The sequence below is a fragment of the Parvularcula sp. IMCC14364 genome (genome assembly GCF_030758415.1).
GTDB lineage: Bacteria > Pseudomonadota > Alphaproteobacteria > Caulobacterales > Parvularculaceae > Aquisalinus.
The window spans coordinates 1,899,815-1,911,892 of record NZ_CP132334.1; the positions used below are offsets into that span (position 1 = coordinate 1,899,815).

The 12,078-nt window shown below is 55.5% G+C and carries 13 protein-coding genes; 1 reads left to right on the plus strand and 12 read right to left on the minus strand.

The window, feature by feature from the left end; genetic code table 11:
- Positions 1-10: 10 nt before the first annotated feature.
- The 3 genes from RAL90_RS09140 to serS all read right to left on the minus strand — a co-directional run bounded on the left by RAL90_RS09140 (position 11) and on the right by serS (position 3,910).
- Positions 11-1,480: a LysM peptidoglycan-binding domain-containing M23 family metallopeptidase gene (locus RAL90_RS09140; protein WP_306249825.1), complete on the minus strand. Its 1,470-nt coding sequence runs from the start codon at positions 1,478-1,480 to the stop codon at positions 11-13.
- Positions 1,481-1,569: 89 nt separating this feature from the next.
- Complete coding sequence (gene surE / locus RAL90_RS09145; RefSeq protein WP_306249827.1) at positions 1,570-2,331, minus strand: 5'/3'-nucleotidase SurE; 762 nt, start codon at positions 2,329-2,331, stop codon at positions 1,570-1,572.
- 4 nt (positions 2,332-2,335) lie between these two features.
- On the minus strand, positions 2,336-3,910 hold the full coding sequence (serS, locus tag RAL90_RS09150) for a serine--tRNA ligase (protein ID WP_306249829.1): 1,575 nt from the start codon (positions 3,908-3,910) through the stop codon (positions 2,336-2,338).
- Between the two features lie 200 nt (positions 3,911-4,110).
- Here serS and glpK point away from each other — a divergent pair, with 200 nt between their 5' ends.
- On the plus strand, positions 4,111-5,601 hold the full coding sequence (gene glpK / locus RAL90_RS09155; RefSeq protein WP_306249831.1) for a glycerol kinase GlpK: 1,491 nt from the start codon (positions 4,111-4,113) through the stop codon (positions 5,599-5,601).
- A 1-nt stretch (position 5,602) separates the two neighbouring features.
- On the opposite strand, the gene RAL90_RS09160 is transcribed toward glpK, so the two are convergent.
- From RAL90_RS09160 to RAL90_RS09200, 9 genes are all read right to left on the minus strand, one after another.
- Positions 5,603-6,736 carry a bifunctional 2-methylcitrate synthase/citrate synthase gene (locus RAL90_RS09160; protein ID WP_306249833.1) on the minus strand — a complete coding sequence of 378 codons (1,134 nt, stop codon included), beginning with the start codon at positions 6,734-6,736 and terminating at the stop codon, positions 5,603-5,605.
- 130 nt (positions 6,737-6,866) lie between these two features.
- Positions 6,867-7,211: an antibiotic biosynthesis monooxygenase gene (locus RAL90_RS09165; RefSeq protein WP_306249835.1), complete on the minus strand. Its 345-nt coding sequence runs from the start codon at positions 7,209-7,211 to the stop codon at positions 6,867-6,869.
- A complete protein-coding gene (locus RAL90_RS09170) occupies positions 7,208-7,540 on the minus strand; it encodes a hypothetical protein (protein ID WP_306249836.1) in 333 nt (110 codons plus the stop codon). Before RAL90_RS09170 ends, RAL90_RS09165 begins: the two co-directional genes overlap by 4 nt.
- Positions 7,541-7,575: 35 nt before the next feature.
- Positions 7,576-8,487: a methylisocitrate lyase gene (prpB, locus tag RAL90_RS09175; RefSeq protein WP_306249838.1), complete on the minus strand. Its 912-nt coding sequence runs from the start codon at positions 8,485-8,487 to the stop codon at positions 7,576-7,578.
- Positions 8,488-8,489: 2 nt separating this feature from the next.
- Positions 8,490-8,684 carry a hypothetical protein gene (locus RAL90_RS09180; RefSeq protein WP_306249841.1) on the minus strand — a complete coding sequence of 65 codons (195 nt, stop codon included), beginning with the start codon at positions 8,682-8,684 and terminating at the stop codon, positions 8,490-8,492.
- Positions 8,685-8,696: 12 nt separating this feature from the next.
- Complete coding sequence (locus RAL90_RS09185; protein WP_306249843.1) at positions 8,697-9,512, minus strand: alpha/beta hydrolase; 816 nt, start codon at positions 9,510-9,512, stop codon at positions 8,697-8,699.
- Positions 9,509-9,748, minus strand: coding sequence for a hypothetical protein (locus tag RAL90_RS09190; protein WP_306249844.1), 240 nt, complete (start codon positions 9,746-9,748; stop codon positions 9,509-9,511). Before RAL90_RS09190 ends, RAL90_RS09185 begins: the two co-directional genes overlap by 4 nt.
- Before the next feature lie 18 nt (positions 9,749-9,766).
- A complete protein-coding gene (locus RAL90_RS09195) occupies positions 9,767-10,204 on the minus strand; it encodes a PaaI family thioesterase (protein WP_306249846.1) in 438 nt (145 codons plus the stop codon).
- A gap of 16 nt (positions 10,205-10,220) precedes the next feature.
- Positions 10,221-11,762, minus strand: coding sequence for an MmgE/PrpD family protein (locus tag RAL90_RS09200; protein WP_306249848.1), 1,542 nt, complete (start codon positions 11,760-11,762; stop codon positions 10,221-10,223).
- Between the last annotated feature and the right edge of the window lie 316 nt (positions 11,763-12,078).

Sequence of the window (12,078 nt, forward strand, 5' to 3'; positions counted from 1 at the left end):
ACTGACAGACCTATTGTGCCAGTGTGTCCAGCTTGCCCTCCAGGGCGGCAAGCGGATCCTTTGGCTTCAGGTCATGCCTTAATTCGAAATGCAACTGTGGCTGGTCCACAGTGCCGGTTGTGCCTACTTTGGCAATCACCTGACCTTTACGGACATTTTCGCCTTTACGCACAAGCATTGCATCTGTGTGGGCATAGGCACTCACCCAGCCACCAGCATGTTTGACCAGCAAGAGATTGCCATATCCTTCCAGATCCGAGCCGCGATATACGACTTCACCATCGGCTGTCGCGCGGATCGGCGTGCCCACAGGCGCTGCGATATTGATACCATCATTACGCCGACCATCCGGTGCGAGGCCATATCCCATCACGACCATGCCTTGAATTGGCCAGTCGAAACGAACACTGTTGGACTTCTCCGGCACCGCATAGGAAACTGATTTTGGCGCATCCGGCACAGGAGCAGCGGCTTCGCGCCGGTACGAACTGCCTGCCTGCGGATCAACATATGTGTTGCGGTTCGCATTACTGACCGGCTGCGTTGGCGCAGATTGCGTCATCGCCGCTGTGGGTTGGCCCGCAGATGGAATGGTCAGGCGCTGCCCGACAGAAAGGGTGTAAGGCGGCGTCAGGCCGTTGGCGATGGCAACGGTTGCCACATCAAGACCATACGCGCGGGAGATCGAATAGAGCGTGTTCCCCGGCCGCACGACATAGCTTTGCGCAGCGGCCTGCTGCCGCGGCTGTGAAACTGGCTGCGGTATCGGGGCCGCTGGCTGTGGTTGAGGCGGCGGCGTATATTGTGCCTGCTGAATTTCAGGCTGACCAAGACCAGGGATCAGCAGAACTTGACCAACCTGCAACGCATACGGCGCTGGCAGCTGGTTGGCTGCGATGATTGAATTTGCCTTGATGCCACAGCGGCGCGACAGCGCATAGACAGTATCACCCGGCTGCACGCGAATATAGCCTTGGCTCAACCCTGCGGTTGCCGTGGCAGAGGACGCCCCCTGCGAATTTTCTGCAACCTGATAAATCGGATCTTTCTGATATGGACGCTGCGTCACCGGGGCCTGCATGGCCACTTGCTGCATCGCTGTTGCGCTTGCCGGCCTGCCCTGCACCAGCGGCGTTGGTCTGCCGGAAGCCTGCACACTCGTCTGCACAGCCATATCCAGTTCATTGGAGGCATAACCATAGTCAAAACCACCGCGATCGGCTGTCTGACCCTGCATGATCTGGGATTGATCGACTGTGTCGTAAATCGGCTCCGACGCCATCATGGCCTCAATCGACTGGTCTGCACTGGCCGCGACAATGCGCGCGTCAGACCCTGTTGCCAGCGCCTGTTCGATATATTTGGGATGTGCCTTGCCGGGATCTGTCGCAAATTCCACAGGGGCGCCCTGCTCCTCAGCGAAGGCGGTCAAGCCCAGAAATGAAACACTGCCTGCCAGCAGGAAAATTTTTGCACGCATTATTATCCTCCGGGTCACACTCGGTTAACCTCAGTTGAGAGAGTGCTGACACTTGGTTAATAAAGGTTTAAGTCCGCAATCCCTTGAAACTATGAGAAAATATCAGCCAAGGCAACGCGGGCATCCTGATGGGTTAATGACAGATGCAGCGGCGTCAGGGAAATACGCCCCTCATAGATTGCCTTGAGGTCCGTGCCTGCCGGTGGATTGGAAAGTTTGCCCTGAAAGCCGTACCAGTAATAGGTGCGGCCACGCAGGTCCATCCGCTCCTCGGCGTACAGATTGACCTGATCACGATGCCCCTGCTCGGTGACCTCCACCGGCCCGCAATCCTCCGGTGCGCAGTCCGGAAAATTGAGATTCATCACCACATCTTCCGGCCAGCCTGCAGCAATTATTTTTTTCAAAATGCCCGGCGCATGTGCCCGCGGTGTGTCCCAGCGGCAGTTATCTCGCGAAAACCGCGACAGCGACAACGCAACAGACGGAATACCCATCTGCATCCCCTGAAAGGCAGCCGCAATGGTGCCCGACAGCGTCACATCTTCGGCAATGTTCTGGCCATTATTGACCCCCGACAGGATCAGGTCCGGGGCCTTGCCATCTTTTGGCAGAATGTGGCTGGCCCCCATCTGCGCACAGTCTGTGGGCGTGCCCGCGACGGCGAATTTTTTTTCCCCCGCCACACGGATGCGCACAGGGTCGCGCAAGGTCAACGCCCGGGCAGCGCCGGACTGGTCCTCTTCCGGCGCGACGACCCAGACATCATCTGACAGGGTGCGGGCGATGTCTTCAAGAACGCTCAACCCGTCGGCATGGATGCCGTCATCATTGGTGCAGAGAATACGCATGACCTTACCCCTCCCCGCCGATCACCGTCTTGCCACCCATATAGGACTGCAGCACCTCCGGGATCAGGATCGAGCCATCGGCCTGCTGATAATTTTCCAGCACAGCCACCATTGTGCGCCCCACCGCCAGGCCAGAGCCATTCAGGGTGTGCACGAAACGGGGCTGCTTCTCGCCATCCCGGCGGAAGCGCGCTTTCATGCGGCGGGCCTGGAAGTCCCCGCAATTTGAGCAGGAAGAAATCTCGCGGAAGCGTTCCTGCCCCGGCAGCCAAACCTCAATGTCGTAGGTTTTCTGCGCGCCAAAGCCAATATCCCCCGTACAGAGCACAACCGTGCGATAGGCAAGGCCAAGACGTTTCAGCACTTCCTCAGCGCATTGCGTCATGCGCTCATGCTCATCCTGCGAGGCTTCGGGCGTGGTGATGGAGACCAGCTCAACCTTTGAAAACTGGTGCATACGGATCATGCCGGTTGTATCCCGCCCGGCAGAGCCGGCCTCAGAGCGGAAGCACTGGGTCCAGGCCGTCAGGCGCTTGGGCAGTTCTTCTTCTGACAGAATGCTCTCGCGCACAAGGTTTGTCAGCGTAACTTCGGCAGTAGGCGTGAGATACAGCCGCTTTTCCCCAACATCATTTCTTAATTCTGAGTCTTGATGCATTTGCGAATAGAGAAAAACTTTCCTCTCCAATATTTTCGAGCTACTTGTAAGTAAATCTAAAACTGATATTTGGTCTTTTTGTTCAAGAGACTCCGCCCATGCGAATGACTGCTGTTCATCAAAAGCATTACTATAACCAACAGTATAGAGCTCCTCATTAATTACTTGAATCTTTTTTGTTAAGTCCTGGATTTCAAGGTGAAGTTCGATTAACTCGGCGTCGGAAGCTGCCTTTGACTGAATTGTTTTGAACAAATCTTCCTCAAATTTTGGCAACTGCCCGGTGCCAAGCATGGCGTCCGGCCGGACCAGAACGGGAGGCGCCATTTCCTCATACCCAAACTCGCCCGTGTGCAGATCAAGCATGAAACTGGCCAGTGCCCGCTCCAACCGGGCAAGGTCTTTTTTCAGCACGACAAAGCGGGAGCCGGAAAGTTTTGCGGCAATTTCAAAGTCCATCTGCGGGCCAAGACTTGAGGTCAGCCCTTCCCCCAGCTCGAAATGCTCTTTGGCCCCGGTAATTTTTTTCGGCGCGCCATGGGTGCGCACTTCGACATTATCCTCTTCATCAGCCCCATCCGGCACATCATCGACCGGGATATTCGGCAGGGTCATCAGAATATCATCCAGCTCGGCGGCAAGCCGCTTCTGGTTTTCTTCCGCGGCCTGCACCTGATCTTTAAGGGATGCCACTTCCTGCTTCAGGCGCTCGGCTTCTTCCTTTTCGTCGCGCCCCATGGCAGCGCCGATTTGCTTTGAGGCCGCGTTGCGCTGTTGCTGCAGGTCATTCATGGCCTGCGTTTCCGCCGCCACGTTCTCATACAGGCTCATAAGGTCTGCGGCTTTGGTGTCATTATTACGCCGGGCCATGCCAGCATCGAACGCTGCCGGATTGTCGCGAATGGCCTTGATATCATGCATGGGAAAATCCTGTTTTTCTCTGGCGCTGGCTATAGGCTGAACCGCCCGAAGCGTCCAGCCAGTGCGCAGACTATACGGAGCGTAGCAGTGGGGGCACATAAGTTTTTTCAGCCCCTATTTGCGCGACCGCTATTCCCGATTGCACTCACACCGCCGGCGCTTTTACACTGGCCTCAAACAAGACAAGGGAATGCCAGAACATGAGCCAGCCGCTTCTCCTCGCCATTGACCAGGGCACCACATCCTCCCGCGCAATCGTGTTCTCCCTGCAAGGTGATATTGTCGCGGTGAGCCAGCAGGAATTTCCGCAAATATATCCGGCGGAAGGCTGGGTGGAGCATGACCCGGAGGCGATCTGGGAAACAACGCTCGCAACGGCACGCGAAGCTGTCAGCATGGCTGAGGCCAAAGGCGGCACCGTGAAGGCGATTGGTATTACCAACCAGCGGGAGACAACAATCGTCTGGGACCGGACGACGGGGATGCCTATTGGCAATGCCATTGTCTGGCAGGACCGGCGCACGGCCAATGTCTGTCGGGATTTACGCGCCGATAATGTCGAAGATATGGTGCGCGAGAAAACGGGCCTGTTGCTCGACCCTTATTTCTCGGCCACCAAAATTGCCTGGCTGCTGGATCATGTGGAAGGCGCCCGGGCCAAGGCGGATGCCGGCAAGCTCGCCTTTGGCACCGTAGACTCATTCCTGCTCTGGCACCTGACCGATGGCAAGGTGCATGCCACCGACGCCACCAATGCCAGCCGCACCTCCCTGTTCAACATCAAAACCAATGAATGGGACGATGAATTGCTGCGGCTGTTCAAGGTGCCGCGCGCGATGATGCCCGAAGTGAAAGACTGCGCGGCAGATTTCGGCATGACGGCACCTGCTGTTTTCGGCCGGGAAATCCCGATCCTGGGGATTGCGGGGGACCAGCAGGCTGCCGCGATTGGTCAGTGCTGCTTCACCACCGGGGAAACCAAAAGCACCTATGGCACAGGCTGTTTCGTCCTGGTGCAGACGGGTGAAGAAATGCTGCTGTCGCAAAACCGGCTGCTATCAACCATCGCCTATCGCCTTGAGGGCAAGCCGACCTATGCGCTGGAAGGGTCCATTTTCATGGCTGGCGCTGCGGTGCAATGGCTGCGTGATGAAATGCAGATCATCAAACACGCTGCTGAAACAGAAGGTATGGCCCGGGGCATTGGCGGCACACAAGGGGTTTACATTGTGCCGGCCTTTACCGGCCTTGGGGCACCTCACTGGTCCCCCGATGCCAGAGGGGCAATCTTCGGCCTGATGCGGTCCACGGGCAAGGCAGAGCTGATCCGTGCGACGCTTGAGTCGGTCGCTTATCAGACAGCGGATCTTTTCACTGCACTGGCACAGGATGGCATCTCGCCGACATCCGTGAAGGTCGATGGCGGCATGGTCATGAATGACTGGATGGTGCAGTTCCTGTCGGATGTGCTGACCTTGCCGGTGCAACGCCCGAAAGTGATGGAGACAACAGCACTGGGCGCGGCGGCGCTGGCCGGCCTGCAGGCGGGGCTTTACGGCTCCCTGCAGGATTTTGCTGGTGTCTGGCAGGAGGATGCAAGTTTCACCCCGACGATGGCAGATGCCGAGCGCCAGCAGCTTTTACAGGGCTGGCACAAGGCTGTTCAGTGTACGCTGGCATTCAGTCAGTAATTTACCGCGCGCTCATTGGCGGAACATCGCGCTGGTCTTCGCCGGTGTAGTTGGACAATGGGCGAATCAGCTTGTTGTCGCCAAGCTGCTCCATGATATGCGCCGTCCAGCCGGTGATCCGTGACATGACGAAAATAGGCGTGAACATGGGGATTTCAAAGCCCATCAGATAATAGGCCGGACCCGCCGGGAAATCGAGATTCGGGTAGATGCCTTTTTCGGAAACCATGGTCTCGTCAAGAATGCGCGACATTTCCCAGTATTTTCTGGCTTCGTCCGTGTCGATAATATCGACCATTTTCTTGTAGGCATCTGTCATGGTTGGCACACGGCTGTCACCAGAGCGATAGACGCGGTGGCCGAACCCCATGATCTTTTTCTTGGTGGCCAGCGCATCCAGCATCCAGGCTCTGGCATTTTCCGCCGTTCCAACTTCCTGAAGCATATACATGACAGCCTCGTTCGCACCGCCATGAAGCGGGCCTTTGAGGGAACCGATGGCGCCGGTGACGGCTGAATAGATGCCGGACAGGGACGAGGCAATAACGCGCGATGTGAATGTGGAAGCGTTGAAGGAATGTTCCGCATACAGCGTCATTGAAATATCAAAACACTTGACGGTCTCTTCGGCGGGCACTTCGCCAAAACACATATGGAAAAAGTTCTCCGAAAAGCCGAGGGAAGAATCGGGTGCGATCGGCTCCTTGCCGTTGCGCAAACGGAAATCCGTCGCGACGATCTGCGGTATTTTCGCATACATCAGCATCGCACGCTCATAGAGATCTTCTGTGGCATGATCCTCAATATCGCGATCTTCAAGGCCCAGAAAACTGACGGCCGTGCGCAAGGTTGCCATCGGGTGCGCGTCCTTGGGAAACTTCCGCATGACACTGATAAGGTCATCTGACAGACCGCGCAGGGATTTTTCTTTGGCGTTGAATTCATCGAGCTGGCTCTGGTTCGGTAATTCCTTGTTCCAGATCAGATAGGCCGTTTCCTCAAACCGGCATTGTGTCGCCAGATCCTGGACAGCATAACCACGATAGGTCAATGAATTCGTTTCAGGCATGACCTTGGAAACCGCTGTGTCATCAGTCATCACGCCTGCCAGGCCGTATTTTACATCGTCACTCATCGCTTTTCTCCTCTTTATGTTTCTCTAACCCTGTCCTTCGCAAACGCTCAGGACAAAGGCTTATTTCATGAGGACTTGCCTCAAATTTTATCCCTACCCTGAGCAGGCATCTCAGCGCCGTGCAAAGGGTTCAGTTCCGTCCTTGCGGGCCTGAATAGGCCCTTTCAACTTTTGCTACACGTAATTCATAATGGGCGTACCAGTCGGTTTTGCCGCTTTCCTGCGCCGCCGCATGGTCAGCGTGCATTTTCCAGTTTCTGATGGCTTCTTCCGTCTCCCAGTAGGAAACAGTAATCCCGAAACCGGTATCATCCCGCGTGCTTTCAAGGCCCAGATAGCCGGGCATGTCCTGTGCAATCTCAGCCAGTTGCTCTGCTGCCTGCTCATATGCAGATTCCCCCTGCGCAGTGCGCTGATTGGCGAAGATGACCGCATAATAAGGCGGGGTCAGATTCTCGCTAAAACGACCTGTCACTCTGTGTCACTTTCCGGCAGATCAACTTCACATTTTTTAAGGCCCGCTTCGAGTACACCTTCGTGCAAGCCATAGCCCATCATCCGTTCACAGCCGAATTTTTCTCCGTCAGCAAGGTCATTGGCAATGCAATAGTTATATACGTCCCGCTTGTAGTCATTGACGAACCCGAAAAGGCAGGCGTTGTCTTCACCACGCGCCTCATTAAAGGCCGCGATGATGGCGGCGCTTTCTTCCTGCGTGTATTCACTGCGGTCAATACGCGGGTCTTGTTCAGGTACGCTGACCTGCGACAACGCTACGGCTACCAGCAATGACGAGATGAACATGCTCTTCTGCTCCCTTTGGATCTATTCCAACTACCCTACTCCATCGGCGTATCAGTGACTTCAAAATTGAACAGGCCCTGATCGAACTGATTATATTCCTCATACCGCAAGAGGTCATACAGATCACGGCGGTGCTGCATCTGGTCAAGGATACCGTTCTGGTCACCATCGCGCAGGATTGCCTCAAGACCACGATCCGCCTCCCCCATGGCAAGGCGCAATGTGGTGACCGGGTAAATGACCACGTTGAAACCAAGCTCTTCCAGCTCTTTTTTATTCAGCAGACGGCTTTTACCGAATTCTGTCATATTAGCGAGGATCGGCACATCCAGCGCTTCACGAACAGCTTCAAACTCCTGCTCGGATTTCATTGCTTCGGGGAAGATCATGTCAGCGCCGGCATCAACATAGGCTTTCATCCGGTCGATCGCCTTGTCGAGCCCCTCAACCGCCCGCGCGTCAGAGCGCGCAATCAACACAAAATTTTCGTCCAGTTTGGCATCCGCTGCCGCGCGCACACGCTGCACCATGGTCTGTGTATCCACAATTTCCTTGCCATCAAGGTGACCGCAGCGCTTTGGCATGACCTGATCTTCGATATGGCACCCGGCAAGCCCTGCTTCTTCCATCAAACGGATGGTCCGTGCCGCAGACATAGGCTCACCAAAGCCGGTGTCTATATCAATAAAAGCAGGCAGGTCGGTGACGCGGGCAATCTGCTGGCCGCGCGTGACAAACTCCTGCTGATTGGCAATCCCGATATCAGGCAGACAGAGATCTGCTGCCATCACCGCGCCGGAGATGTAAATACCGTCAAATCCCTTTCGCTCAATCAGTTGCGCACAAAGCGGATTAAACGCGCCGGGAAACTGGTGCAATTTTCCATCATCCAGCATATCACGAAAATCTAGACGCTTTTGCGCGGCAGTTTTCTTTGTAAAGAGCATATTCAGTCCTTTTTATCTGTTGGCTCGGATTTATCTCCGCCGTCTTTCGTATCAGCCTGACTGAGTGCCGTGCCAAGGCCAGCCCCGATGGCCACACCAAGAGCGATGCCAAGACCGATATTGTCCAACGCAACGCCCAACGCGACGCCAATCGAAATGCCAACCCCGATCCCTATGGGTAATCCCGCTTCCTTCACCACTCACTCCCTTTATTTGTTTGCGATGCCGTTGAGCCAGGCAAGTATCAGCGCTCTTGCCGACGCCATGTCAGCGCCTGTGCGTTCATCAACCAGCATGGATGAGCCGTGCACACCGTTTTCTATAACCTCAAATGAGACATCGCTGGCAACGAGGATGTCCCGTTGCTCAACCGCACTTTCGCGCTCCATTTCAGATGCCGGACGCAGAACAAAAACAGGCACGTCTATGGCATCCACATAATCCCTTGCACGGCAGTCAACCATCGGGCCGCCCGACGCCGGCGAAAAAGAAAGGACGCCATCAACAGCGCCAGCATTTTCAGCGGCGATCTGGAAGACCAGAGCCGCCGAATAGCTGGAGCCCCAGATGATAACCGGTGCCCCTTCTGATAGATCAGTTGTGTTCAGCACCGCCGCTTCCAGGTCCGGATAGGCGTCACAGAAGCTGACTTCATCCTGATTGAGCGCCGCCGCAGTGCGATTTTCGCCGCCATGGATGTCGCCGCCTTTGCGCTGATCCCACACGATCGTGCGGAAACCAGCTTCATTCAACCAGGGGACAATCGGACCATATTCAGCACGGCCATTACTGCCCCCCTGATGAAACAGATGAATAAGCGGCGTGTCCGGACCAAGACCGGCAAAAGATTTTGTGCCATGCACAATAATACCATCGGCACTCGTCACGCTCAGCTCTGGCGAGGCTTTGGAAACTGCCTCTACTTGCGTCTGAGGCTCTGCTTGTTGCTGGCTACATGCCGCCAGTGTCAACGAAACCGCGAGAAGGAGGGCGACAGATACAGCATTTTTGAAGATGCGGGTCATTTATCCTTCTCCTCCTGTTCCTCTTTTTCCTGATTGTCCTCTTTTTCCTGATTGTCCTCTTTTTCCTCAGCGTCCTGCTTCAGCTTGTCAAAGGCCATGCTGAAAGCGGGAGACAGTGCAATGCCCATCCCCATACCCATAGCAATGCCGAGAGCAAAATTATCAAAGAGCAAACCGTATGACATGCTGAACATGACACCGATGGCAATGCCGATTGCCAGACCTTGTCCATTCATGTGTTTGTTCTCCTTTTCCTAAGCCAGCAATTTGAAACTGGCTGACGCCCGCGCAACGGTATCGCCATCTGCTGTGACCAAGGCATCCACAAACCCAATGGACCGGCCCGCTTTCACAATCCGTGGCTCAATCTGGAGCCATTGGCCGAGCTTCGCTGACGACGCATAATCAATCTGCAAACTGATTGTGACCGCGCCGATTTTGTTGTCGCTGCCTGCAGCTTTCATCATCGCCATGACATAACTATAGCCCATGGCATTGTCTGCCAGCGCTGCGATCACACCGCCATGCACCAGACCACGAGAGTTGCAATGGGCATCATCCAGGCGCAGGCCGATTTGCAGGACATCATTCTGAACACGCGAGAACAACGGCTCCCAGGGGTCCGTGACACGACTTTTGCGTGTATGCGGCCTGAACCCCTCGGGGGCATTTATGTCTGGCTTATCGGTCATGCTCTGCGGCGTTGGCCTAAAAGATCCCCTTCAGTTCATTTTCTACAAGATAGTTTGCTGGCGCGACCGGGTTCAGTGCGCGCACTTCGTCTGCTGATAGATCTGGCAGCTTCTGCACCAGTTCCAGAAAGCGATCACTTTCTGACGCATCCAGAATTTCGTCCGTCAGCGTCTTGAACTTGTTGATATATTGCTCACGACCAAACGGACGGGCCCCGAACGGGTGGGCATTGGCGATGCCAAGCTCGTCTTCAATAACACTGCCGTCTTCCATCGTGACAACAACGCGGGCACCAAAGGCTTTTTCATTCGGGTCAGGGCTGTGGTAACGGCGCGTCCATTCCGGATCTTCAATCGTGGAAATCTTGTGCCACAGGCGGACAGTATCCTCACGCTTCGCACGTTCTGGCGCATAAGAGCGAACGTGATGCCACTCACCATCCTGCAGGGCCACGGCAAAAATATACATGATCGAATGATCCAGTGTTTCACGCGAGGCATTCGGGTCCATTTTCTGTGGGTCACCGGCCCCTGTGCCAATCACATAATGGGTATGGTGAGAGGTATGCAGAACGATAGATTTGACCGCATCAAAGCCGCCTTTCCCTTCAATTTCCTTGCCCATACGGAAGGCAAGGTCGATCAGCGCCTGTGACTGGTACTCAGCTGAATGTTCCTTGGTATAGGTTTCGAGAATGGCACGCTTTGGCTCCCCGCCCCCCGGCAGCGGAACGATATAGGATGGCTCATAGGGAGACTTGCCCTGATCGCGCGCTGTGCGGCCATTAAGAATAAAGGAAATCACGCTGTCTTCGCCCTCATAGATCGGGCTTGGCGCACCCTCACCGCGCATACAGCGGTCTACTGCTTCAATCGCCGTTTTGCCGGCATAAGCAGGGGCAAAAGCCTTCCATGTACTGATCTCGCCTTTGCGGGACTGACGTGTGGTGACGGTGCAGTGCAGACCCTGCTGGATCGCCTGATAAATCACTTCCTTGTCGAGGCCCAGCAAGGTGCCGACACCAGCCGACGCTGACGGGCCGATATGGGCGATATGGTCAATCTTGTGCTCATGCAGGCAGATGCCTTTGACAAGGTTGACCTGAATTTCATAGCCCGTGGCGATGCCACGGATCAGGTCACGGCCATCGCGCCCGCATTGCTGCGCCACCGCGAGGATTGGCGGAATGTTATCACCGGGGTGAGAATAATCCGCCGCGAGGAAAGTATCATGGAAATCAAGTTCGCGCACGGCCGTACCGTTCGCCCAAGCCGCCCATTCCGCATGAACAGTCAGGTCCGCCGGTGCCCCGAACAGGGTCGCACCACCTGAGCGGCCATGGGTTTTGGCCATCGCCCTGGCAGACTTGATCGGTCCGCGATTGAGAGAGGCAATCGCCACAGACGCATTGTCGATGATGCGGTTGATAATCATGGCCGTGCTTTCGGCATCCACCTCAACCGGATCAACGGCCATCTCGGCCATTTTCCAGGCGAGCTGTTCCTCGCGTGGCAGTTCGTCTTTTGACGGGGAAGCATGGACTTTGTGGTCGATCATCTTGTCGCTCCTGAAGGCTGTTCGTGGTTGGTTATTTGGCCCCGTACATAAGCGGTTGCCCGGCGAAGGGCCAGCCCTTTGACAGGCTTCGCGGCCGTTGCGCATATCTGGCACGAGGTCAGCGCATCTGGCGCTTCAGGCGCTATATCACGTATGGGTTTAGCAGAATCTGCCACGGTTCTGAGAACAGAATTCCTGACCCTGAGCGAGAAAAACCACCAAAGCGACTGAGTCGCCTGTGGTCCGGATACTGGCCGACTGTGGCCAAAGATATGCATCGCGCTGGTCATATTGCCTCCTGTTATTCATCGACAGA